Consider the following 25,320-nt stretch of genomic DNA (forward strand, 5'->3'; position numbering starts at 1 on the left):
ATCAAATAATGGCAAAAGTACTCATCTCGCCCCTCGGTAAAGGGATACGGGAAAAAGAAAAAACAACCGCTGGAGGAAAATACATAAAAACTACTTATAAATTTGCAAACAGTGATAAGGGGTATGACACTTCGTTTATCACATCGGCATTAAGTGAACATCTGCAATTGGATAAAATTTTTATGATTGGAACGGATCAGTCGATGTGGGAGGAAGTTTATTATTATTTTGGTGAAGTAAAAGAAAATTCGTATGGAGAAGACGTGTACTTAGAACTTGATGAAAAAAAATCAAAGGGAACGCTAACGGAAGCAGATCTGACCTGTGTCAATGAAGCGATTGACCGTTATTTGAAAAAAATGAACCCTTCAGCAACTGGGGGATCTTGTTGCAAGCTGATTCAAAATGGAAAAAATACAGAAGAGATTATAAAAAATTTTCTGATCTTTATGGAATTTAGCCAGCTTATCAAGCCCGGTGATGAAGTGTATTTAGACATCACTCATTCCTTTCGTTCGATTCCCCTGTTTTTGTTTGTGTTGATTGACTTTGTGCAAACCTTGCGAAAGGACGAAAACATTCAGCTGTCGGGTGTATACTATGGCATGTTGGAAGCAAAAAACGATAATGTGACTCCTGTTGTTGATTTGAAGGCGTTGTTTGAAGTGACCCAATGGACTCGGGGGGTTTATGAATTTATTCATTATGGTCATGCGGATCTTTTCGCTGAGTTAATCGATCATGAGAGTTATAAAGAAAGCTTAAAACATATATCCAATTTGGCGGATTTAAACCACATTAAAAGTTTAAAAAGTAAAGTGGATCAATTTCGCTCCAATTTTGAAAAAGGATACGAGCATAAAAACGGTCTACCAATTTTCCCGTACCTTAAACCACATTTGAATCGTTTTTTTGATTATTTTAAAGGAGCTGACACTGATGCCAAATTCCAATTCCAATTGGCAAAGTGGTTTTTTGATCATAAACGGTATGCCAACGGTTATATTTGTCTAGCAGAATCGATGATTACCCATGTGGCCTATGTTTATAGCAAAGTGGAAAGAAACTTAGATGTTGGGAAACGTATAGTTCGGGATAACATTAAAAAGTTGATTAATCATTATTTACAAACAAATTCAAACGAGCATTATCAGAAAATGCATAAACTTTACAAATGTGTTTCTAAATTTCGCAATGACATCGCCCATGCCGGGTTTTTATCTGAAAATAATAGCGAAGATGTCATCACTAAAGCCCATCAGTTCATTAAAGAAACAGAGAAACTTTTTTTCTCAAGTAATGGAAAGAGATTAATTGAGCAGCTCCCCCGTGAGTATCCTTATTCCACACTACAAACCCAGAGGAGTCGTAGCAAATGAAAGTATTGGTTATCATGTCACACAAGTTAACAGAAGGACAAAAGCAGGAACTTTGCCAGCGGTTCAACGCTGAATCCTTCATCGATTTTCCTGAACCCTTAAAAAAGCAATGGATGAATATTCCGCCTGTTGGTCCGTGGCAAAACGAATTCCTAAAAGAAATCAAAGAATGGTTAACCAACCAGCTGGCAAAGGGGGATAAAGTGATCGTTCAAGGGGAATTTGGCGCCACTTTTTCCCTTGTTTATTGGCTCAAAAAGAACGGTTATGCGGTGTATTATGCCACAACGGAAAGAAAAGTCGTTGAAGAAGTAAAGCCCGACGGCACAGTAGAAACGATACGCCGCTTTCAACACGTCTGTTTTCGCGAATATCCCGACATCGATTAGATGCAAAAAATGTCATACCGGTGTCGTCGACCTCCAGTCGTAGGGGGTCGACGACAAAATGAAAAAAAGAGAAAACAGCTGAAATTTATTAAGTTTAAAAGAAAATACGGTTTTACAAAAGTCAAGAGAAAGTCAAGAGAATTAGAAGAAGGAATTTTCAAATCATGTCGAATGTTGATTTATCAAGCAATTTTAGGGTTTAGATCTTAACTATAAGGAATTGAAACTGCTATTTGCCGCCATTCGTTTTTGTACCGTCATCAGTTTTTATCTTAACTATGAGGAATTGAAACCCGTCCGACATCGCTTATGGTGAAGGAGTTACAGAGTTTAATCCTAACTAAGATCCGTCTGAAGAAATAGTCGTGTACGAAACACCCCATTTTTAACTAAGCTGCCTTGTATGCGAATGCTCTGCAGTCGCAGGGATAATCACAGATCATCAACAACATCACTATTACTTGACTGTTATACGAATACAGCTCTTGTTGGAACTTCAATTACACCTTTATAGTTTTTTGTATTTTCCACTCTGGAAGTAAAGCTAAGTCAATTTTAGTCTGTATCCTATTGACTGCCTGAGAGGTTATAGCAAATGTTCCACCTGGATCTGCATGGCCACCAAAAAAAACTATTTTAAGAAAAAGATAGACTAAGAGTAACTATATCCAAAACTCGGGGGTTAATCCGATCTTTTTAAAAACTTGCAACTCCAAATACTTTCCAATTAAACCTAGATAATCAGCAAAATACTCATCTTCATCTAGGATCGTTATTCCTGCGTCTATTGAGTCCTTATTTAAAATACCTCGAATATAGTAACCCGAGCCAATACGCTCCAATTCTTCTTCTCATCGTATATTACTCTAATCTCTAACTCATCTAAAATTGTAAAACCGATTGAGACAGGATAACTTTTTCCTACTTCAATTTCATAGGGACATACAGAAGAGAAGCCTGTAAATTCAATTCCTTCCACCTCTAAGGTGACTTCCTTCTTCTATATGCGGGTCTAATCTTTTAACTAATGCAAAATACTCCATCTCTAACCCCCTCTTCTTACTCAACAGAATTGATTATCGGAATGTTTTTGCCGTTTATAGTTTTCCAAAACTTCTTGCCACTTTGAGTATGATAAGTGGTAATTCACTATTATTGTTCGTACCTACAAACTCAAATTTAGTTTTACCATCTCTGTTGTTACCCATAAATTTCACGTATCCTGTTCTAGTCTCTCCTTTATATTCAAATTGTACCTTAATTCAGTATACCCAAATTTGGTGTTTAGTCTACTTGACCTTAATTTTATTGTCCAGTTAAGAGTCGACGAGGATAAAGCCAAAGCCGTACAACGAGTGTTTGAGTTAAGAGAGCAACATAGAGAAATGTACAGTAAATCTATCAATCATAGGGAGTGTCTATAATGGCTAGACGTTTTGATAAGTGGTCGAGGAAGGAAAGGCGGTCGCTCAAATCGCAAGACAACTCGATATTTCACCAAAAACTCTTCATAAATGGGTCGCAGATTATAAAAAAGATGCCGAACATAGTTTTGTCGGAAGCGGAAACCTTAAACCAGAAGATCAAGAAAAGCGTGAACTTCAAAAGCGCATTCGGGATCTGGAGGAGGAAAACACCATCTTAAAAAAGGCCATGAGCATCTTCGCCAAAAACCAGAAGTAATTTATGAATTCATTCATACCCATAGAAAGGAGTTTCGTGTGGCGAAGATGTGCGAAGTCCTAGGTGTTTCAAGAAGTGGATATTATGCATGGGTCAAACGCCCAGAAAGTCAACAAAAGAAAAGACAGGAAGCGTTGAAAAAGCAAATCAAAAAGATTCACATCGAGTCAAGAGAAACGTATGGCAGCCCAAAAATCACAAAAATCCTTCAGAAGCAAGGGGTTGAGGACGGTCGCCAGAATCATGAAAGATGGTGATATTCGTTCAAAAACAAAGAAAAAATATAAGGCAACCACGAACTCGAAGCATCATTGGCCGGTGTATCCGAACTTATTAAATCAGCAGTTTGAAGCAGATGAGCCGAATCAAGTATGGGTGGCGGATATTACGTATATTTGGACGAAAGAAGGCTGGTTGTACTTAGCCTCCATCATGGATTTGTTTTCTCGTAAAATCGTAGGCTGGTATCTTTCCGAGCGTATGACAAAGGAGTTACCGGGCCATCCATCAGCGAAGTCCTCAACCTGGTCTGATTCACCATTCGGACCAAGGGGGCCAGCATGCATCGAATGAATACCAAGCCATGTTGAGGCAATACGGCATACAGACGAGCATGAGTCGAAAGGGAAACTGTTATGACAACGCATGTGCCGAATCGTTTCACAGCATCATGAAAAAAGAACTCATTTTCCACGAAACCTTTACGACAAGGGAAGAAGCGAAACAACGGATTTTTGAATACATTGAGTGTTTTTATAATGCCGAGCGAATTCATTCCGCTAATGAGTACATGTCCCCAATGGAGTATGAGAAGATGCATCGGCAAGACAAAAAGCAGCAACGTTTCTCACCATAAGTTACGATATAAGGGACATCTTTCCTCTTGAGAAGGGGAATGGTTTACCAAACCGTTCTCCTTCTCAAGAGGCCACCAAACGAAGTGCGGTAGTAGGATTTTAAATTTTTCTCGATTTTACGTGTCTATTTTCTTGACATAATACCATTAGACCCTTATGAGTCAGAGCCTTATTCCCGTATAAAATACCTATATTTAGATTACTTTAACTTCTAAAAAGTCACATCCTGTTATATTTTTTTTCTCTATTAATTCTCTAAGTTCTTCTGATATGAATATTGGAATTTCATCACCCTTGAGCTTAATAATATGCTTTGATTGTATCGCCTCCTTACATAAAGCATATTTTTTTATACTATATATACTTTCACCATCAAGTTCAAACACACTATAATCTGAATTTTCTAAGTTTAATGCATCAACAACATTCAAAATGTTAGCTACCGAAAAACCTTTTAAAATTTTGTTTTCACCTTTAATCACTACATTTATAGGCAGATATTGTATACCATCATCTACTTTCTCTAAAATCGCTTTAAATCTTTCAGAAACTATAAACCACCCTAAATTGTTTGCTAAGTAATCTGTTAACCTTTCGCCTTCTTTAGGATCAAAGTAAAAGGTGATTTCGCTATTCCAATTATGAATATACTTACCTTCCGATAATTCATATTGTTCAAATCCCTTTGTATCTATACAGTATGCTACTACATCTCTATCATCACTATCATCCATTAGCAACTTATAAAATCTCATTATTTCTTCCTCCAATAATCTTTATAAAGCATCTCCGGGTTCTTTCTAATTTCCTGTTTTACTTGTTCGAATAATCTTGAAAATTTCCTTTTATCCCCCTTAGCTATTTTATCAAAAGTTCTAATATTGCTTAACACATACTCGTGATAAGCATTTGGATGTCTTCCCTGATGAGGTAGTAATTCTATATTCCAAACGTCATCCAAATCTAGTCCATATTTTTTCGTTATAGCCTCTATTTGTGGAGTATATTTTTTACTTTTATTAGTAGCATAATGATGTTTTTGTAAAGGTTTACCCGTACCCTTAGTGCTAAGTTCAACGCCATCGTTGCCTGCTTTACCTCCGCCTAGATTTAACCCCGTCTTCTCACTTAGATAAGCTCGAACTTTATTCTCCAATCCATTGGTGTTTTCGACCGGAACTTTAACGTTCCCAATCCCTTCCATGGCAAATCCCATTTGCCGGTCAGGGATTGAATTTTTCAGATTGGTCAGGGCGTTGTCTACGAACCGGGCGGTTTTCAGTGCACTGTTTGCGCTTTTGTTTTTCAAATGGTGCGGGATTTCTTTTGCCAAGCTTTTAGCATTTCTAATGCGGGGGAATATGCCTTTTTCCGCACGAACCACCATATCCCGGACAGATGATTTGGACTGCAAACCCGTTTTCGTCGCTAATAATTTTAGATCACTGGCTTCTCTTAGATGGAAAAAACGGGCGGCGCTGCTGAATGTGAAAAGCCCCTTTACGCCAGGGACGATATCCAATGGAGAAAGGACACCACGGAATACTCGTTCGTCTGTTTTCAACTCTCTCCCTGAAATCCAGTCTTTTCCGGAAACGGCTGAACTTAATTCCAGTGTACCATAAGCTGTCCCCAATGCCATTCCTGCTGGCGGACAAATGAAGGAAGTGCCTACTATGACAGTTAGTGCCGTTATTTGTCCCCAAAACTCTTTGTTCATCTGCCCGTCTTTGATCGATTCATACTGGAAAGCTTGGGAATTCAATGCTTTCTGTATATATTCTTGTTTCGAAAAATTTGCTTTAGGGTTCAGTTCTTTCCATGAAGCGTATTCCCGTTCTATCAACTTAGCATAGTAGTTGCTGCCACTGAACAGATCTTCCAGTCCAACTTCCGCTTTCGGCACGTCGATTGTTTGTTGTGTGCTGTATGCTCCGGAAGCGACAACTGTTTTTTTGGCACCAATGTGATTTTTCGTTTTGATCTTTGATATGGATAAGTTGTGCATCGCTTCCACAAAAGCATCGATCTCTTGATAAAACTTATCATCGATGGTGCGGTCAACAATTTCTCCGACACGGCTGCTAAAGCGGTGCAAGACGAGATAATCTTCATATAATTGTTGATATTGTTTTTTTCGGTCTGTGTAGGTGAAAGAGATGACACCATCTGTGTCATATTTGGCGATGTCTGCTTGAACGTCTTCGAGAAGATCGTTTAGATCTTTTAATTTATCAATCATACCTTTGCCCCATACACCGAGACCGACCAGGTCGCCAATACCTTTCTTCGTCTTTTCCCATTCAGAAGGGATATACTTGACATTCACTGCCTTCATGCCTCCGATTGAAACGAAATGGATTCCAACATGTGGAACAGCTTTCTGTTTCATTATAAGAGAAAATATGTAACTTTTGGTAAACAGGAAGAAAAAAAGGGAATTTTAAGTAAAAACTACCAATCATTTTTCAGATCATGTTCTTATTTTAGATCGTAGGAACCGATCGAATAGACCTAAACCAATTTTTCCAGAATGAAACGTTAAATATGGTCTCACTCTTGCTTCAAATGAATGAGAAGGATAAACCTAGAATATAAAATGAGCCGGATGTTTACTTTATTAAAACAGATGGGTCAGGTAAAATAGTTGATAAAACATGGATTTCATTGTCGGCAGGCAAACTTTGAAATCTGTTTTAAACGGAAATAAAAAAGAGTCGTCGACCCCCAATCGTGCAAAAATCCCAGGGGATCGACGACTCTTTTAAATCTCCATTGAGCCCACGCAAATCAAAGATTTGATAAAAATTCCCCTTTTCGTTAAAATAAAAATAACCAGTCAAGCATTAAAAATGAAATGCTTATTTAACAACGTTTTTTGGGGTTTCTTAACTATAAGGAATTGAAACATGCTGTTAATGCTTCCAGCGATACGGAAAACTCGAGCGGTTTCTTAACTATAAGGAATTGAAACATGTTCATAACCTCGCCCCCTAATAAAAATGGGCTTCCTCGTTTCTTAACTATAAGGAATTGAAACATGATATGACTTTCTAGATCCCCGAACCAAGTCATATCCGTTCTTATCTTAACTATGAGGAATTGAAACCTGCCCCTTGCGGAAAGGTTTTGCATGACTGTATGGGGTCTTATCTTAACTATAAGGAATTGAAACTTGTAGAACAGCCTTTCATTGATCAGTGTTAAAAGGTTTTTATCTTAACTATGAGGAATTAAGCCCCTGTATCTAAGAAAATATGCTAGTCTAACCCATGGTGCTAGTTGAGCGTCAACGCTCAACTAGCCCAAGAACAACGAGCGAATAGGCCAATAAAATGGCATCAAGCGCCGTTTCAAATCCAGAGATCGAATTGGCGCGAATTTTCGTGATCCGAAATGAATCCACTAAAACCGAGAACGCGGTTTCGACGATTTTGCGTTTTCACTTCATCCATTGTTTCCATTCTTTTGATTGCACCACACGTTGATTTTTTCGGGCAGGCGTCCAAAAAGCGATCTTGTATTCATCGTACAGCTTCTTTTGCAGGGCTTGGCTCACATATCCTTTGTCGCCAAGTGTATACGGATGAGGAAGTTGAGTCATCACTGTTTCCGCAGCTGTCCGATCGTGGCAGGATGCCTCGGTCAGGACATATCCCATCGGAAGCGCTTGGTCGGTAATCTGAAGATGAAGCTTAAACCCATAGTAAACCATCTTTTTGGATGCACAATACCCAATATCTGCGATTCCTTGAAATCGTTTGACGCGATACATTCGTGCGTGGTGGCAGAGTTCAATGGGTAAGCTGTCCACTACCGCATAAGCGTGATGTTGTCCACGTTTGGCGAGTTGGTGACGAATCCATTTGATCGCCCAACGCAAAGAACGGCATCGACGGTTGTATCGAGAGCGCTCTAGGAACTTTTCCTTGGTGAACAGGTTTCCAATGACAAATCGATGCCAAGCCCGTTCCGAAGTAAAACCCAGCAATTTTCCAAGAACGTGAATGGCGATGATAACCTCATCCTCTTGCTTCAACAAATGACGATTTCGACGTTGCAAATACATCTGAATACAAGACAGTTGTGCTGATACAACGAATAAGATCGCGGTATATTGCTTTTGAATTTTTGCTTGGTTTATTGTAAAATGAAAGTGCTCTTGCATGGAACTTCTCCTTTTGAATGTTTGTTCGCACTTTCATTTTAAAGGAGATCCTCATGCAAGGGCTGTTTTTATGTCTCGAGATTTTATCTAGCACCACGGGTGCTAGTCTACTAATAAGTGAAGCTATAAAAGAGCGCTAGACGAATACCAAAGGAGCGCATGAAATGACGTGTAAAGAACCTAAATTTACAAAAAGTCCTTTCTTCGTTGATGAACCGGGTAACTGGCACCTAAAGCCTGGAGCGCCGGAAGACATAGTAAAAGAGTTTAATGAATATATGGAAGCCCAAAAAATGTGTGTAGAAGCTCCGAAGTTAGACGAAGCAGAGTTAGAAAAAATCCTTTCAGATCAGAGCTAAAAAAACTTTGAACGACTCTTTTTTCTACTGGCTGCTTCCCGTACAAGTATCAATAGGGTCTTGGGGCAGTTGTGATGGAAACGCACAGAATTTCACATTCAGCGCTGTAAAGCAGCTGGTTTAATCTTAACGAAGCTTTGGCATTGTCAGGGAAACACATCATTTAAATTGGTGTGTATTCTTTCATAATACATTAACAAATCCTTCGGGTAAGAAATGTTAAAGTGGAGCGAATGATTACGAAAATATGAGTGATGAAAACCGTAATGATTGCAAGGACCAATCAGTAACAAATTGGCAAAAGAACCTAATCTGTGAATCAACGCCACAACGCGTTGATTCTTTTTGTGCGCCCGGCATGGGTGTAATCTATAGGGTGAAAGTCCCGAGCTGCGAAGGCAGAAGTAGCAGTTAGCTTAACGCAAGGGTGTCCGTGGTGACGCGGAATCTGAAGGAAGCGAGCGGCAAACTTCCGGTCTGAGGAACACGAACTTCATATGAGGCTAGGTATCACTGGGTGAGTTTGCAAGACAAAACAAAGCCCTTTCTGCCGAAGGTGATACAGAGTAAATGAAGCAGATGGATGGAAGGAAAGATTACACTCTTACCCGGGGAGGTCTGGCGGATATGTGAAGTACGCTTCATAACCTACTTAGTGATAAGTAGCTGAACCGTCAGAAGTCAGCAGAGGTCATAGTATTAGTTGGTCTAGAACAACTAAGAAGGACCGAACAATTAAGAGAGAATAGCCCTTGGCATTCAGTGAGTCATGATGAACACAGAAAACGTAGTACCTCACTTGAGGGAGGAAGCGGTGAATCCCGTGGGAGATCTCTTGGAGGGTGGAGTGACCACTGGCATAAAGAGAACAGCTATTCACGGAAGTTATAAAGACTTGCGTCAATTATCTTAATTGAACCGCCGTATACGGAACCGTACGTACGGTGGTGTGAGAGGACGGGAGTTAATCGCTCCCTCCTACTCGATTTCGCGCTTTTCGATATGAAACAAATTTGTTTTTAGCGTTTCCTAAATCGAATTCTTGAGTCCAAAGTGATAAACATTAAGACTAAAGAACTGTCTCGTCATTTAACTTTTAAAAAAGAGAAGAATTTGGTATGATTATAAACAATAATGATAATCATTATCATTTATAATCTTTGTGTTAAAATATTTTCCTTGCTGTTCTTCCAATATTTGAAAAGAAATGAACATGCTAGTTGACATAAAGATACAACTAATTAGGAAGGTGGAAGCTGATGAGTGGACATAGTTTTGTTGTGAAAGAGGTTTCGAATAATTTATCTTTAGATGACTTGTCTTTTAGACTTCGAGATATTGAGTTATTAAAACGGAATGGAAATTTGCAAATTGAGCAGCAGCTAACCTTCTCATATGTTCTTATCATAGTGGTGAACGGACATGGACAATTGACGCTGGGCACAACCGAGTATCGGATTCAACAAAATCATGTGTATGCGTGTAAACCTGGAGAGACTTATGGAGGTGAAATACAGGCTCTCGATGAAACAGAAATCTACCTGTTGAAGTTTGAGGTGTTCCGATCAACCGATCAAAGGTATGAATGCATGGTAAATGAGAAAGATGGACGTTTATTTTCTCTGCAAGGTGAAATTCAAGTGTTCCCTTTTGATCAACTCACCTCATTGTGCAAATCGATCTTTCAATATTGGGATAGTGATGACGAGCTGGAACGCTTCCGCAGTCAGTTTACTTTCCAAAAATTGCTCTATATTATTTTGAAAAGCCGATCTTTTTTACATAACGGATCGTGTGCAGCGCTTGAACTGGCAAAGGACTATATGGACCATTATTATTATGAAAATTTGTCCATCGAGCAATTGGCAGCAATCGCAAAAATCAGCCCGAAATATTTTGTCGATTTATTTAAAAAAACGTACGGAATTAGTGCTATCGACTATTTGACAGAGCTGCGGATCAATAAAGCAAAACAGCTTATGGCACAGTCTCATGCCAAGCTAAAAGATATTGCCCATCAAATCGGCTACAACGATGAATTTTATTTTAGCCGCAAATTCAAGAAGCAGGTTGGAGTTACACCAACACATTATATGAAAAGACGACGCCGTAAAATAGCTGCTTATCGCTCTCCCATTACCGGTCAATTGCTGGCTCTTAAAATCATCCCGTATGCTGCGCCGCTTCATCCGAAATGGACCGCTTATTATTATAAGGAGTATCGTACAGATATCTCTGTCCATCTCAATGCTTATCGGAATGGGCAAAAATGGGAGTCCAACATCGAAAAGCTGCTTCAAGCAAAACCTGAAGTAGTCATAAGTACGGATGATCTAGATGAAATGGAGAAAGAAAAATTATCTCGGGTTGCTCCAATTTATTATATTCCGTGGCAGGAGAAAAATTGGCGGGAACAGCTGATGCTGACAGCTGAATTTTTAGGTGAAACGCAAGAAGCTGAGGACTGGCTTAAAAACTATGACAGAAAAGTAAAGCATGCACGAGAATGGGTGAAAAATAAAGTGAAGGACGATACTTTCCTCATTTTACGAATTTCCAAACAGAATTTGTATGTTCATTGCAATCGGAGTATTTCAGATATTTTATTTCATGAATTGCAGCTGGCATCTGCGTATAATTGCAATCAATTAACCCGCGATGAACGAATGACAATAGATCAGTTAATTGAATTAGATCCTGATCGGCTTCTCTTGCTAATTCGCCAAGAAGAAGAAACGTTAGCTTATTGGAAAACTTTGCAATATTCGTTGCCATGGCAAGAATTGAGCGCAGTTCGAAATAATCAAGTTTATTTCATTTCCTCAGATCCATGGCTGGAGTATTCTGCCAGCGCGCACGAACGAATAATTGACGAAATGGTAAGTCTTTTTTCTGGAAATCGTCCAAAAAGAATTCTGGATACTGTCCATGGTCATATATAAGAAAGACTTTTTATAATTAAAAATGATAATTATTATCAATTGGATGATAGGAGGACATTCTATATTATGAAAAGAAAACTGCTTTACTATGGACTTATCACGCTAATTATTCTTTTATTGGCGGCTTGCGGCGGTAATAAGGAGCAAACCAGCAGCACAGGGGGAGATTCAAGCAGTAAAACGGAGCAGAAGAAGGAAGCTGAATCAAGTGAAACGAGAACGATCAATTATCTCGGCAAAGAATATACGGTTCCTAAAAACGTAGAAAAAATTGTAATCACCGGCAGTATGGAAACGATGGAGGATGCGCTCGTATTGGGCGTTGAGCCTGCTGGAGGCATCACGGTTGGGGGAAAGTTCCTAGAAATGTTCAAGGATATTACAGCTTCAACCGTTTCGATTGGAGAGAAGGCACAGCCAAACATTGAATCGATCCTGAAGCTGAAACCGGATGTCATTTTCGCTACCACAAAGTTTAAACCAGACGTTATTGAAAAATTAGAGAAAATTGCTGTCACGATCCCGGTTTCCCATATATCAACAAATTGGGAAGATAACCTGCGATTATTGGCTGAACTTACGGGGAAACAGGATCTAGCAGAAAAAGTTTTAAAGGAATATCAAGATGACCTCGAAAAGGCGAAAGCACAAATAGGCGAGAAGTTCAAAGATAAAAAAGTAGCTATCGTTCGTATTAGAAGCGGTAATATTATGATCTATTCGAAAGATATATTTTTCAACCCTTCATTATACGAAGATTTAGGATTTACCGTACCGGAAGAAATCCAAAATGCCAAAGCGCAGGAAGTGATTTCGTTAGAAAAATTTAGCGAAATGAATCCAGATTATCTCTTTGTCCAATTTTCAGAGGATGAGAACCAAGAGAATCCAAAAGCACTAGAGGAATTGCAAAAGAATCCGATCTGGAAAAGCATTAATGCGGTTAAAAACGACAAAGTATTCGTAAACGTTGTGGATCCGTTGGCACAAGGCGGTACAGCATGGAGTAAAATTCAATTCTTAAAAGCAGCGACTGAAAAATTGGCAAATGAATGATGCAGGGCGGGAATCATATTATGCGCTTAAAGATTCCTATATCCATTCTCATTTTATGTTCTTCACCTATTGCGTTTGTGCTCATAGTTCTATTATCTATACTTTATGGAGCGAAAGATATAAATTTCGAAACGGTTTGGGAGGCGTTCTTTCATTTTGATCCGGAAAATGTAAATCACCAAATTGTAATACATTCCCGTTTGCCAAGAGCGATTGGAGCACTTTTAATCGGAATTTTCTTGGCCATATCTGGATCGATCATGCAGGGAATGACGAGGAACTATCTTGCCTCCCCTTCGATTTTGGGAGTTTCTGACGGATCGGTTTTCGCTATTACACTCTGCATGATTTTCATGCCGGATGCATCATCTTTGAGCATGATAATATTTTCACTACTCGGTTCAGCCATTGCTGTTGGCTTCGTCTTCGGCGTGGCGTCGCTTATGCCAAACGGAATGTCACCCGTTCGAATGGCGATCATCGGAACTATTATTGGAACGTTTCTCAGCAGTATTTCCGCTGCCTCGTCAACGTATTTTCAAGTATCGCAAAACATCAGTTTTTGGTATAATGCCCGGCTGCATCAGATGGATCCCTTTCTAATAAAACTTGCGATTCCTTTTGCAATTGTCGGGATCATAATGGCTCTTTATATTTCCAAATCGCTCACAATTCTTTCTTTAGGTGAAGAAGTTTCTGTGAGTTTAGGACAGAAAACGGTGTTGGTCAAAGCGTTAGCAATGACCAGCACCGTCATTTTGACTGGTATTTCTGTTGCCTTGGCAGGAAATATTGGATTTGTTGGTTTAATCATTCCGCACATAACCCGATTTTTAATTGGAATCGATTATAGGTGGGTTATTCCTTGCGCCGGAGTACTTGGAGGTATTTTTTTAGCACTGTCCGATATTTTAAGCAGATTTTTGAATTACCCGTTTGAGACTCCTATTGGAGTTGTCACTTCCCTAATCGGAGTTCCTTTCTTCCTCTATTTAATTTACAAGAGAGGAGGAGGAACATATGCATAAACAAATGGCGAGACGATTTTGGACAGTGATGCTGATCAGTATAGTCTTTATTTTTGCTGCAATATATGTCAGCTTAACAAACGGTGAATTTGATATTAAAGTTATCGATATAGTAAAGACTTTGCTGCGGGTTGATCCTAATTCTGAGCATGATTTGGTCATATTTGAATTTCGCTTGCCCCGTATTTTAATAGCTTCATTGATTGGATTTGGTTTTGCAGTGGCGGGTGCAACCTTACAGGGGATTAGCAGAAATGGACTTGCAGACCCTGGCGTTTTAGGAATCAATTCAGGGGCAGGAGCCGCTATCGTTATTTTTATGCTCTTTTTTGAAGGGCAAATAACGGGAAGCGGATGGCTGTCAACTTTGGCAATGCCGCTGTTTGGTTGGATAGGCGGACTGGCTTCAGCACTATTGATTTATTTATTCTCATGGCGAAATGGAAAACTAGATTCCGAACGTGCGATTTTGGTTGGAATTGCAATAGGATTTGGGTTTGGGGCCTTGTCTATGTTTTTATCCTTGAAAATGAACCCTCAGGATTTTGAAATGGCGACAGTTTGGTTGAATGGAAGTATATGGAATGCTAATTGGAAATACATTGTCTCTATTTTGCCTTGGCTCGTCATATTAGTTCCTATTATTATAAAAAAATCGTATATACTCGACTTGCTTCAATTAGGAGAAGATAGAGCAATAGGACTGGGAATTCGTACGGAAAAAGAAAAAAATGTGTTCCTTTTATGCAGTATCGGAATTGTGAGCGCTTGTGTCTCTGTGGCTGGAAACATTGTATTTGTCGGTTTGATAGCACCGCACATCGCCAAGCGTTTGGTCGGAATCCATCATTTTTGGCTAATTCCCGTCAGCGGAACGGTCGGCATGCTTATGGTCATTGTCTCCGATTATATTGCCAGAACTGTTTTTTCTCCAGCTGAATTGCCAGTCGGGATTGTCATTTCCATCATCGGTGTTCCTTATTTCATTTATTTATTATTTAAAGATAGTAAAAAATGAAACGTGGAATTGTGTAAATGATTCATAAGTTCAAAGGTCATCCCGCATCATCTGACCTAATTATTTTCATATAGATGAGAATCATCGTTCGGCACCATTTTGGCATTACTAAGCGATGTCTTAAATACTAGGTAAAGTCTTATGAACCATAGAAGGTGATCCATTCAAAATATCGGCTACCCATCAGGTTGTTTTAATGAAGGAAGAGCCCGTTTTGCCCGTCAGAAAATAGAGTACCAGTTGCGAATACATATGTTTGTCGGCTTTGGAAAGGAGATTGAAATGTTCATTTGGAGGGTTGTAATTTTTGCCCCGATGATATCAATCAATGATATGGAGGCGTTTAACCATGCATAGGAAAAAAGATAAACAAGCTGATGTGATGGACAAAGATACTGCTGGCCGAGAAGTTAGCATTCCGAGTACTGAACAATTTTTAATACGTTCAAAAGAAAATCGGCAATACAAAATTTTGCTTGGTATACCTGATGTGCCTCCTCCTCCTTCAGGCTTTCCAGTTATTTATTTCTTGGATGCTAATGCTATATTCGGAACAATGTTTGAGGCAGTCCGTATCCAATCAAGGCGGCCCGAAAGGACAGGAATCGTTCCAGCACTAGTAGTCGGCATCGGTTACCATATCGAAAAACCGTTTTCTCCTGAACGCTATTATGATTTTACACTGACTCCGCCAGCTTCGGAATTGTATTCGAGACGAGAGGGGACAGACAGACCAGAATATGGCGGAGCGGAACAGTTTTTGCAATTTATTGATGGGGAGCTTAAACCGCTGATCGAAAGCAGGTTCAAAATTGATAAAGACAGACAAGCGATTTTTGGTCATTCACTCGGCGGCCTCTTCGTATTACAAACATTGTTTACAAAGCCGTACGCCTTCAATACGTATATCGCAGGCAGCCCGTCCATTCATTGGAATAAATCGCTTCTACTTGATGCAGAGCAAAAATTTATCTCTAGTCTAGAAAATGATAAGCATCATATACGATTATTAATCACTGTAGGAGAATTGGAAAAATTCCATAAAAGCGGCATGAATGCGAACGCTAAAGAGCTTGCAGAACGACTATTACGACTTGATCAAAACAATTTTCACGTGGAATTTAAAGAATTTGAGGATGAAGGCCATGTGTCCGTGCTGCCGGCGTTGATTAACCGTGCTGTGAGGTTTGCACTAAGCGAAAAGCAGGGCACATAATCTGTCAAGGCTCTTATCATGCTTAATAAAGAGAGCGAACTTTTTTCAAAAATTTGAACTGAACCCAAAAAGTTAGACACGGAAATTTAGGCAACTGTTTGGGCATGAATTCGGTATTACACCGGACTCATGCCTTTTAATTTTGCCTTATATGTGATTCAGCATGGAATTTTTGGAAGAAACTCATCAATTTTTTGAAGTGGGAATGTCGAGAAATAAATGGACATTTCAAAAATATGTGATTTTGAATTATTTTTGTTCGAAATAATATTTACAAAAATAGCGAATATATGTATGATAGGAAAATAAAAATATTAATCATTACGATTTAGGAAGGTGAGAAAATGTTTCGATATTTTAAAAGCATATTAATACTTTTAACAACAATTTTTTTGCTTGTCGGATGCTCACAGTCTTCCTCAAAAGAAAAGGAGAAGAGCAGCAAAGAATTAACATTGCTTTTTAACTTTCCAACCAACACACTCGATCCGCATTTAGACACGAACTATACGATAGTTCGTGCGGGAGTAGGAGAGACGCTTGTCAAAATTAGTGAACAGCAAAAAATTGAACCTTGGCTTGCAGAAGAATGGAAAAGTAAAGATGGGAAAAACTGGACGTTTAAAATTAGAGAAGGTGTTACATTCCATAATGGGAAAAAAGTTGATGCTCAAGCGGTGAAGGCCTCGTTAGAAAGAGCAATCAACGATAGTCCATCTGTTCAAGCGGCATTAAAAATCAGCAAAATGAAAGCCGATGGTCAATTGTTAACGATTCAAACGGAAGAAGTATTCCCGCAATTTCCTTCAGAACTCGTACATCCAAATACAGCGATCGTCGATGTTGATGAAAAAGATATTGATAAAAGGCCAATCGGTACGGGGCCATTTAAAATTTCTTCTTTTGAGCCTGGGGTAGAGCTGAAGGTCGAACGATTTGAAAAGTATTGGGATGGCAAAGCAAAGCTTGAAAAAGCAACATTTGCTTTCAATGAGGATGCCAATGCACGGAAAATGGCGCTTCAATCAGGAGATGCGGACATTATTTTTAGACCGCCGGTAGAAAATCTTGAAAAATTAAAAGAAGAAAATGTAAAAATAGAATCAGTTCCAAGTTTGCGTACACATCAGCTGTTTTATAATATGAAGAGCTCCTATATGAAAGATGAAAATGTGCGCAAGGCGATGGATGCTTTAATAGATCGGAAGGAAATTGTTGAACATATTTTAAATGGACATGCCGTTGAAGCGAAAGGTCCTTTTTTGGCTGGTTCTCCGTTTGCGCCATCCTATGAAGAAAAGGAAAGCGGAATAGAGGCGGCGAAACAGTATTTTAGTAACGCAGGCTTTCAAGTAGAAGACGGAAAAGTTACGAAAGACGGAAAGGCCGTTCGGCTTAAAGTGCTAACATACGCATCGCGTCCTGAACTTCCTTTAATTGTACAAATTCTCCAATCAAAGGCGAAGGAACTTGGCATAGAGATGTCGATTCAGCAAGTGGAAAATATTGATGAGTATTTAGCGGCCAATGATGATTGGGATTTTGCTACATACAGCAGTGTGACGGCTCCGCGAGGAGATGCGGCATACTTTTTGAATGCGACATACATGCCGAACGGAGCGCTGAACTACGCGAGTATTAACCATCCAGAATTAACAGCTAGCATTCAACAATTGAACCAAACGGTAGACGTGAACGAACGGAACAATTTGGCGAAGAAAGCATTAAAAATCATTGATCAGAAGACTCTCCATTCCTTTATCGTACATCCAAATATTATTGTTGCCTATCGTGACGGAGTAAAAAATTGGGTAACTAGTAAAAGCGAGTATTATATGTTAACAAAAGATTTGGATGTGGAAGGGTAAATGATTCAAGTAGCGAAACGATTCATAGAGTTCATCATATTTTTACTTCTGCTGTCTTTCATTAGTTTTATATTTATAAAACTAGCACCTGGCGATCCTGTCAAACAGATGCTTCAAGTAGATGAAGTGTCCGTTACGAAAGAACAAATTGAAGCGCTAAGAGAAGAACTGAAGTTACATGAACCTATATACGTTCAATATTGGTATTGGTTGAAACGATTTTTCGAGTTTGATTTAGGCCATTCCTATATAACAAAGCAGCCGGTAGTTTCTGAGTTGTTATCAAGGTTTCCTGCGACCATTACGCTCACATGCACTTCTTTAATCGTAATGATTCTGATTTCTATTCCTTTAGGCACTCTATCTGCACTCTATAAAAATAAATGGGTGGACCATATATGCCGTTTGTTTGCACTAGTCGGTTCATCCATCCCCAGCTTTTGGCTGGGGCTCCTTTTCATTGAATTATTTGCCGTTCAATTAGGGATATTGCCAAGCATGGGAAAGGGAACGATTCAACACGTCATCCTGCCATCCCTTACGTTAGGAATCGCGATGTCAGCTGTTTATGTCAGATTGCTGCGTTCCAGTTTACTAGAAAGCTTGAATGAGGACTATGTGAAAGCGGCAAGGGCAAGAGGGATTAGCGAAAAACGGATATTTTTATTCCACGTTTTCCGCCGTTCTTTAATTCCTGTCATAACGATTTTTGGTATGAGTCTTGGGAGTTTAATAAGCGGCACAGTTGTCATTGAAGTACTGTTTGCATACCCGGGAATTGGAAAAATGGTGGTAGATGCGATTATTCGCCGGGATTACCCGGTCATTCAAGGGTATGTATTGTTTATTACGATTTTGATTGTCTTGATTAATATATTCGTTGATATTTGCTGCCGTTATTTAAACCCTGAGATACGTTTAAAAGGAGTAGAGAGACGTTGAAAATGTTTAGACAAATGTATTGGACGCACTCGCGAACGCTTCTTTTTATACTATTTGCCTTTTTTCTTGTCATCTTGACAGCTCCGCTGCTTGCTCCATATGATCCGTTGCAAATCAATATGAATGAACGTCTGCTGAAACCAAGTGCGGAGCATTTTTTCGGAACGGATTATTTGGGGCGAGACTTATTTTCTCGCATCCTAGCGGGAGGGCAAGTAACGGTCGGAACGAGTATTCTCGTATTGGGCATTGTTTTGTTGATCGGCGTTCCGTTAGGCATGTTTTCAGGATTTGTCGGAGGCCGTTTCGATCGTTATTTGATGAGAATCATAGACGCTTTTCTAGCTTTCCCTGATTTTATTGTCGCAATTGTACTGAGCGGTATTTTAGGCCCCGGTATGTTAAATTTAATTTTTGCAATCGTTGTAGCGAAATGGGGAAGCTATGTGCGGCTTGTCCGCAGCACGGTGTTATCTGAGAAAGAAAAAGATTACATTTTAATGGCGGTTGTCAATGGCTTAAGCACATTTCAAATTATTCGTAAACATTTGCTGCCCCATGTCGTGGGAAATGTGTTCGTTTTAGCGACGTTGGATCTCGGAAAAATTATTTTGTTGATCGCTTCCTTATCTTACATCGGCTTAGGAGCGCAGCCGCCAACTCCTGAATGGGGGGCGATGCTGAACGAAAGTACACCATATTTTCACACCTCGCCATATTTAATGTTTATTCCTGGAATTGCCATTATGTTTACTGTTCTAGTTTCTAATTTAGCTGGTGATGTATTGCGAGACCGTTTTGATGTAAAAGGATAAAGGGGAGATGGTATGTCATTATTAACTATTGATCAAATGCAAATTAATTTTCGAAATAAGCCGATTGTTGAAAATGTGAATATAACTGCCAGAAAAGGAGAATGGTTTACATTAATTGGCGAAAGCGGCAGCGGCAAAAGCATCACAGCTTCTGCGATTGGAGGGCTTCTGCCGAAAGAAATGTGGATAGCCTCCGGGCATATTCAGTTTGACAACAAGGATATGACTCATTTATCGAATAAAGAATTTCAGAATTTACGGGGAAAAGAAATATCTTATGTTTTCCAAGACTATCAAAGCTCGTTTACTCCTTTTATAAAAATCGGTAAGCAAATGGATGAAATGATCCAAGCTCATTGTTCTTTAACTAAAAACGAAAGAAAAGAAATCGCTTTTCAAGCATTGGAAGACGTACAACTCCCTGCAAAACGCGTCTACAATAGTTACCCTTTTCAATTAAGTGGCGGACAGCTGCAGCGTGCATCCATTGCTATGGCCATTATGCTGAATCCGAAATTGCTTATTGCTGATGAGCCTACCACTGCGCTTGACAGTATGACAGCAGCACATGTGTTAGAGGTCATCGCGAATATCAAAGAGAAAATCAATTGTGCAATATTATTTATTACACATGATTTGAGGCTTGCTAGGAAATATTCCGATACTGTTGCAGTAATGAAGAAAGGGGAGATTGTCGAAACAGGGACGAAAACAAATGTTATTCACCATCCTCGTCATCCTTATACCAAGCAATTATTGAGTGCCGCTCCAACCTTGCCGAATAAAATGCATGAAGTGATCACGTGAAGGCCGAGCGGTCATTCAGCGTTGTATCAGCGATTAGGCGTATTGTCTCGCCTGTTAAACTGGATTTTGCAATGGAAAGGAATATGTCATAATGGCAGATCTATTATTGGCCAAAAATATCAAAAAAATTTATGCTTCAGGTCATCAAGCAGTCAACGGGGTGTCGATATCGATACAAAAAGGCGAATGCGTCGGGCTTGTCGGTGAAAGCGGCAGCGGGAAAAGTACATTGGCGCGCTGCTTGCTTATGTTAGAAAAAATAAGCGAAGGCGAAATTTTTTTACATGACCAACCATTGCATAAAATGACTAAAAGAGAAATTCGAAAAATTCGCCATTGTATGCAAGCGGTGTTTCAAAATCCGGCAGCGGCTTTAAATCCAAAACGAAAGATCATCGATTCTGTCATGGAGGCATTAGATACACATCGTAATATCTACCCCATTTATTTGCAAGATGTAAGAGAGCACCGTGAATTATGCGCAAAGCGGCTGCTAGAGATGGTTGGGATGGCGGACCGCTATCTTTATCGCTATCCCCACGAGTTAAGCGGAGGGCAAAAACAACGTGTTGCCATTGCTCGTGCGATTAGCATCCAGCCGTCTTTGATCATTTTAGATGAACCGACAGCAAGCTTAGATGTCTATACACAAGGGCAAATATTAACTCTTTTAAAGGAGCTGCAAAAACAATTGGAATTATCCTATCTATTTATTTCCCATGATCTCCCGTCGGTTCATTTTTTAAGCGAGCGCATTTTGGTAATGAAAGATGGGGCTTTTATTGACTGCTTTCAAAAGAATGATATATTCTCTCAAGCCCGCCACCCATATACAAAAATGCTCATTCACTTGTTTGAAGGTTAAGGGGGATAATAATGACTCACCGAACTTATCTATCTTTGGCGATTCCGCTTATCATTTCAACGATCACCACCCCGTTATTAGGAGCTGTCGATACGGCAGTAGTGGGACAGCTTCCTGATCCAGCGTATATTGGCGGCGTAGCTGTAGGGACGATGATTTTTAATACGATGTATTGGTTGTTTGGCTTTTTGCGGGTCAGTACGTCCGGCTTTGCCGCACAAGCTTATGGTGCGCAAGATGCCAAGCAATGTTTTTTATATTTCGTAAGACCGTTCCTCATTGCGTTAGCCGTCGGCATTCTATTTATCCTCGTTCAATGGCCGATGAAGCATATCGCATTAACGCTTATTCATCCGGATGAGAAAGTCATGACTTTCACGGACGAATATTTTTCGATCCGCATTTGGGGAGCCCCGTTTACGCTGGCGAATTACGTCATTCTAGGATGGCTCATGGGAATGTCTCGTGTTAAAATTTCGCTATTTTTACAAGTATTTATGAATCTATTAAATGTTGTACTTGATTTGTTGTTTGTGAACGTTTTTCATCAAGATGTGAATGGTGTAGCCGCCGCTACATTGATTTCAGAAGTGGCTGCATTTCTCATTGGAATGTATATCGTGTTAAAGTCTTCCGATCTTCGCCTTTTCTCCATTCCTAGCAGCGAGCTGTGGAATGCAGGAGAATTTAAGAAGATGATGGCGGTCAATCGGGATTTGCTTATTCGCACGATTTGTTTGTTAACCGTGTTTAATCTTTTTACAGCGAGAGGTGCCTCTTTTGGTACCGAAATACTGGCAGCCAATGCCGTTCTCATTCAAATTCATTACATCATGGCGTACTTTTTAGACGGATTTGCCAATGCCAGCAGTATTCTCGTCGGAAAAGCTGTCGGTGCAAAGGATGAAGCTTTGTATAAACGCACTTTATCGTTGACAGGGCAATGGGCGATAATTTCCCCCTTGTTTATGATGCTTATTTATATACTGTTTAAAGATTCGATCATTCCTGTTTTTACGAAAAATCAGAATGTGATCGAACTGGCCAGCTCCTACAGTATTTGGGTCACGATATTTCCACTTGCGGCAAGCTTCGGTTTAATTCTCTACGGTGTTTTTACAGGAGCGACCATGACCAATCCGATTCGCAATTCCATGCTGATTTCTCTTGCAGTATATATTGTTTGTCTTTTCATTTTGATTCCGATGTATTATAACCACGGTTTGTGGCTTGCTTTTATTGTTTTCAGCCTCGGTCGGTCTGTGTTTTTAGCTATGTATGTTCCAGCATTAAACAGAACTTTATTCAAAAAATGAGGTGCCGGTGATCTTAAGTGCTGAGTCTATCAAACGATTGGACACATAAAGATATGCCTTAACTTACAGATCACGATCACTGTATATGCGGAATTTTTCATTTAGCAAAGAAACATAGCAATTATTTTTGATCATCTCGTGCATCATGATACTAGCGGAAAATGAAGGATGTTATAATACTTCAGTCATTATCAATTTTTGAAAAGGGAGCATGAATGAGTTGGAAATAAATCATCGTTGTTGAAACAGTAGAATCCAACCAAAAAGTTACCGTGTAAAAATGTTGGAAAAGAATCATCATTGTTGGAACGGCAAGCAATGTCGGGAAATTGGCATCATGTGGGCGAGTTAAAAATGTGCGACAAAAAAGCAAGCAAGAGACCGACTTTCCTGTGGAATGTACGTGATGATTCGTCAAAGATCTGCTGCCAAAAATTTGCCTGAATTGATCGGCGTGATCAATGAAAAAAATAGCCACCGTGTTTTTTTTCGAAGATAAAGGATTTACATGCAGTCCTGATTTATTAGCCCGCCTTTTCATACGGCGGTGCTTCATACTCGGAATTTGCGAAACAATTGTGAATGGTTGTGAGAGGAGAAAAACAGATGAATAAAGCATTGCCCATCATGATTCAAGGTACGCATTCCGATGCGGGAAAAAGCGTGATTGCGACAGGTTTTTGCCGAATTTTTGCGCAGGACGGGTATCGGACGGCGCCGTTTAAATCACAAAATATGTCACTCAATTCGTATATTACCGTTGACGGCAAGGAAATCGGCCGCGCCCAAGGAGTGCAGGCGGAGGCGGCAAGAACGGTCGCAACGGCGGATATGAACCCGATTTTGATCAAGCCTGTGAGCGATCACACTTCACAAATTGTTGTGAACGGTAAGCCGTATCAAAATTATAAGGCAACAGCGTATCGGCAGGAATTTTTTGAACTTGGTTTGCAGGTGATTAAAGAAGCGTATCATCATTTGGCAAGTACATATGAGCGAATCGTTATAGAAGGAGCAGGGAGCCCTGCGGAAATTAACTTAAATGATCGCGAGCTTGCCAATATGCGCATTGCCCGGTTAACAAACGCTCCTGTCATTCTTGTCGGCGACATTGACAGAGGCGGTGTATTTGCGAGTTTAGTAGGAACATTGCAGCTGCTTGAGCCTGAAGATCGCGATCGCGTAATTGGGGTAGTGATTAACAAGTTTCGCGGGGATATTTCCTTGCTGGAGCCGGGACTTCGCTGGTTTGAAGAGTATACAGGCAAACCGGTTTTAGGGGTCGTACCATATATTTCTAATTTAAACATTGAGGCGGAAGACGCCGTCATATTAGATGCGTTTCCACGTACAAATGAGAAAACTAGCGAGATTGATATTGCTGTTATTCATGTTCCTCACATTTCGAACTTTACCGATGTTGACCCGTTTCTATATGAAAAGGATTGCCATGTTCGCTATGTAAAGGAGGCAAATGAACTCAGAGAACCGGATGTTGTCATTTTGCCGGGAACGAAAAATACAATTGAGGACTTATTGCTTTTGCGAAAATCCGGCTTTGCGGATGCGATAGAAAAGCTTTATCGTGCGAAAAAATCAGTCATTGTCGGCATATGCGGCGGTTATCAAATGCTCGGAAGGGAGATTTCAGACCCACATCACGTAGAAACAACGATAGGGAGCGCAAACGGATTCGGATTTTTCCCGATTCGCACCGCTATGATGAAAGAGAAAAGGACGACTCTTACAACAGGGATGGCCCACTTGGCTGATTGTAATGTGCCGGTGGAAGGCTATGAAATTCATATGGGAACAACTTCTTATGAAGGGGACGTATCGCCATTTATTACGACCGAAGAAGGAGTTGACGGCTGCATAAGCCAAGACAGCCTCCTAATTGGAACGTATTTTCATGGCATATTTCATAACGATGAGTTTCGAACGGCATTTTTGAATTTGATAAGGAAAAGAAAAGGTCTTCCGGCGATTTATGAGCGGCCATCAATGAAAAACATTCGTGAAGAAGCCTTTGACCGGCTTGCCGATTGTCTCCGGAAGCATGTGGACATCGAGTGTATTTATCGGGAAATGGAACGGTTTCAAAGCAAATCTTTTTTCTAAGAAAATAAACGGAAATCTGATATGTTTGTTCGCCTCTTTATATTCATATGGCAATCTTTTTTGCACTGTGATTTTAGCTGTCTGTTTTTTTATAAAAATCCGGGAGGAAACGGTCATGCGGTTAACAGATGAAGAAGTGCAATCTCTTTTACAAGAGATGGAAGATTGGAAGCTTCTTGAAGAGCGATGGATTGCAAGAAAGTACCTCTTTCAAGACGATTTGCAAGAAATCGAATTCGTGCGGCAAATTTCGGACATTTCTGAAGAAGTAAACCATCATCCCTTCATTTCTATTGACTATAAGTTCATCACGGTAAAAATTTCGTCTCAGAGAGCGAAAGGACTCACAAAGCTTGATTTCGAACTGGCGAAAAAATATGATGAAGCTTATGAAAAAATAAAAGCAGGGTAAGAACGGAAAAAAGTGGATTATATGTGAAGCGGATGACGTGAAGAAAGCCGCATTTTCCGCCGCACCATAAGTTACGATA

Annotated in this window: 19 protein-coding genes, 2 pseudogenes and 1 CRISPR repeat array; of the genes and pseudogenes, 17 read left to right on the forward strand and 4 right to left on the reverse strand. The window is 39.8% G+C overall.

The features are described from left to right. Window positions 1-8: 8 nt before the first annotated feature. Both csx2 and csx20 read left to right on the forward strand, forming a co-directional pair. Complete coding sequence (gene csx2, locus NSU19_RS08025) at window positions 9-1,379, forward strand: TIGR02221 family CRISPR-associated protein (protein WP_339199690.1); 1,371 nt, start codon at window positions 9-11, stop codon at window positions 1,377-1,379. Continuing rightward, window positions 1,376-1,768 carry a CRISPR-associated protein Csx20 gene (gene csx20 / locus NSU19_RS08030; protein ID WP_339195163.1) on the forward strand — a complete coding sequence of 131 codons (393 nt, stop codon included), beginning with the start codon at window positions 1,376-1,378 and terminating at the stop codon, window positions 1,766-1,768. The genes csx2 and csx20 overlap by 4 nt, the downstream gene beginning before the upstream one ends. A 799-nt stretch (window positions 1,769-2,567) precedes the next feature. On the opposite strand, the gene NSU19_RS08035 is transcribed toward csx20, so the two are convergent. Further along, on the reverse strand, window positions 2,568-2,747 hold the full coding sequence (locus tag NSU19_RS08035) for a hypothetical protein (RefSeq protein WP_339199692.1): 180 nt from the start codon (window positions 2,745-2,747) through the stop codon (window positions 2,568-2,570). A gap of 464 nt (window positions 2,748-3,211) precedes the next feature. Between NSU19_RS08035 and NSU19_RS08040 the strand changes: the two are divergent. Next, window positions 3,212-4,307: pseudogene (locus NSU19_RS08040) on the forward strand (IS3 family transposase). Window positions 4,308-4,502: 195 nt separating this feature from the next. Here NSU19_RS08040 and NSU19_RS08045 read toward each other — a convergent pair. The 3 genes and pseudogenes from NSU19_RS08045 to NSU19_RS08055 all read right to left on the reverse strand — a co-directional run bounded on the left by NSU19_RS08045 (window position 4,503) and on the right by NSU19_RS08055 (window position 8,476). Continuing rightward, window positions 4,503-5,063: a DUF1629 domain-containing protein gene (locus tag NSU19_RS08045; protein ID WP_339199694.1), complete on the reverse strand. Its 561-nt coding sequence runs from the start codon at window positions 5,061-5,063 to the stop codon at window positions 4,503-4,505. Then, on the reverse strand, window positions 5,063-6,637 hold the full coding sequence (locus NSU19_RS08050; protein ID WP_339199696.1) for an AHH domain-containing protein: 1,575 nt from the start codon (window positions 6,635-6,637) through the stop codon (window positions 5,063-5,065). Before NSU19_RS08050 ends, NSU19_RS08045 begins: the two co-directional genes overlap by 1 nt. A gap of 555 nt (window positions 6,638-7,192) precedes the next feature. Next, a CRISPR array of direct repeats spans window positions 7,193-7,551; the repeat unit is 23 nt; unit sequence TCTTAACTATAAGGAATTGAAAC. A gap of 46 nt (window positions 7,552-7,597) precedes the next feature. Next, a pseudogene (locus NSU19_RS08055) lies at window positions 7,598-8,476 on the reverse strand (IS982 family transposase). Between the two features lie 164 nt (window positions 8,477-8,640). Between NSU19_RS08055 and NSU19_RS08060 the strand changes: the two are divergent. From NSU19_RS08060 to NSU19_RS08125, 14 genes are all read left to right on the forward strand, one after another. Next, on the forward strand, window positions 8,641-8,835 hold the full coding sequence (locus tag NSU19_RS08060; protein WP_063388265.1) for a hypothetical protein: 195 nt from the start codon (window positions 8,641-8,643) through the stop codon (window positions 8,833-8,835). Between the two features lie 1,259 nt (window positions 8,836-10,094). Further along, window positions 10,095-11,777: an AraC family transcriptional regulator gene (locus NSU19_RS08065; RefSeq protein ID WP_339199700.1), complete on the forward strand. Its 1,683-nt coding sequence runs from the start codon at window positions 10,095-10,097 to the stop codon at window positions 11,775-11,777. Between the two features lie 66 nt (window positions 11,778-11,843). Continuing rightward, entirely contained in the window at window positions 11,844-12,833 is a 990-nt protein-coding gene (locus NSU19_RS08070; RefSeq protein ID WP_339199703.1) for an ABC transporter substrate-binding protein, read from the forward strand. A gap of 20 nt (window positions 12,834-12,853) precedes the next feature. Next, window positions 12,854-13,861 (forward strand): iron ABC transporter permease, encoded by a 1,008-nt coding sequence (locus NSU19_RS08075; protein ID WP_339199705.1) that lies wholly within the window; start codon window positions 12,854-12,856, stop codon window positions 13,859-13,861. Further along, entirely contained in the window at window positions 13,854-14,879 is a 1,026-nt protein-coding gene (locus NSU19_RS08080; RefSeq protein WP_063388261.1) for an iron ABC transporter permease, read from the forward strand. The genes NSU19_RS08075 and NSU19_RS08080 overlap by 8 nt, the downstream gene beginning before the upstream one ends. Before the next feature lie 349 nt (window positions 14,880-15,228). Further along, the gene (locus NSU19_RS08085; protein WP_066248444.1) at window positions 15,229-16,095 is read left to right on the forward strand and encodes an alpha/beta hydrolase-fold protein; all 867 of its coding nucleotides are present in this window, start codon (window positions 15,229-15,231) and stop codon (window positions 16,093-16,095) included. A 344-nt stretch (window positions 16,096-16,439) separates the two neighbouring features. After that, window positions 16,440-17,963, forward strand: a complete 1,524-nt coding sequence (gene nikA, locus NSU19_RS08090; protein ID WP_063388259.1) for a nickel ABC transporter substrate-binding protein — start codon at window positions 16,440-16,442, stop codon at window positions 17,961-17,963. Further along, window positions 17,964-18,905, forward strand: a complete 942-nt coding sequence (gene nikB / locus NSU19_RS08095; protein ID WP_066248451.1) for a nickel ABC transporter permease — start codon at window positions 17,964-17,966, stop codon at window positions 18,903-18,905. It abuts the gene before it with no gap. A 2-nt stretch (window positions 18,906-18,907) separates the two neighbouring features. Next, the gene (gene nikC, locus NSU19_RS08100; protein WP_133309130.1) at window positions 18,908-19,720 is read left to right on the forward strand and encodes a nickel transporter permease; all 813 of its coding nucleotides are present in this window, start codon (window positions 18,908-18,910) and stop codon (window positions 19,718-19,720) included. A 12-nt stretch (window positions 19,721-19,732) separates the two neighbouring features. Further along, on the forward strand, window positions 19,733-20,527 hold the full coding sequence (locus tag NSU19_RS08105) for an ABC transporter ATP-binding protein (protein ID WP_339199708.1): 795 nt from the start codon (window positions 19,733-19,735) through the stop codon (window positions 20,525-20,527). Window positions 20,528-20,618: 91 nt separating this feature from the next. Next, a complete protein-coding gene (locus NSU19_RS08110) occupies window positions 20,619-21,392 on the forward strand; it encodes a dipeptide/oligopeptide/nickel ABC transporter ATP-binding protein (RefSeq protein WP_339199711.1) in 774 nt (257 codons plus the stop codon). Window positions 21,393-21,403: 11 nt separating this feature from the next. After that, the gene (locus tag NSU19_RS08115; RefSeq protein ID WP_327856200.1) at window positions 21,404-22,708 is read left to right on the forward strand and encodes an MATE family efflux transporter; all 1,305 of its coding nucleotides are present in this window, start codon (window positions 21,404-21,406) and stop codon (window positions 22,706-22,708) included. A gap of 606 nt (window positions 22,709-23,314) precedes the next feature. Continuing rightward, window positions 23,315-24,829, forward strand: coding sequence for a cobyric acid synthase (locus NSU19_RS08120; protein WP_339199713.1), 1,515 nt, complete (start codon window positions 23,315-23,317; stop codon window positions 24,827-24,829). Between the two features lie 115 nt (window positions 24,830-24,944). Beyond that, the gene (locus NSU19_RS08125; RefSeq protein WP_063388252.1) at window positions 24,945-25,241 is read left to right on the forward strand and encodes a 4a-hydroxytetrahydrobiopterin dehydratase; all 297 of its coding nucleotides are present in this window, start codon (window positions 24,945-24,947) and stop codon (window positions 25,239-25,241) included. The last annotated feature ends 79 nt before the right edge of the window (window positions 25,242-25,320 follow it).

Origin of the sequence: Aeribacillus sp. FSL k6-2211, assembly GCF_037966125.1 — a bacterium.
Lineage (GTDB): Bacteria > Bacillota > Bacilli > Bacillales > Aeribacillaceae > Aeribacillus > Aeribacillus composti.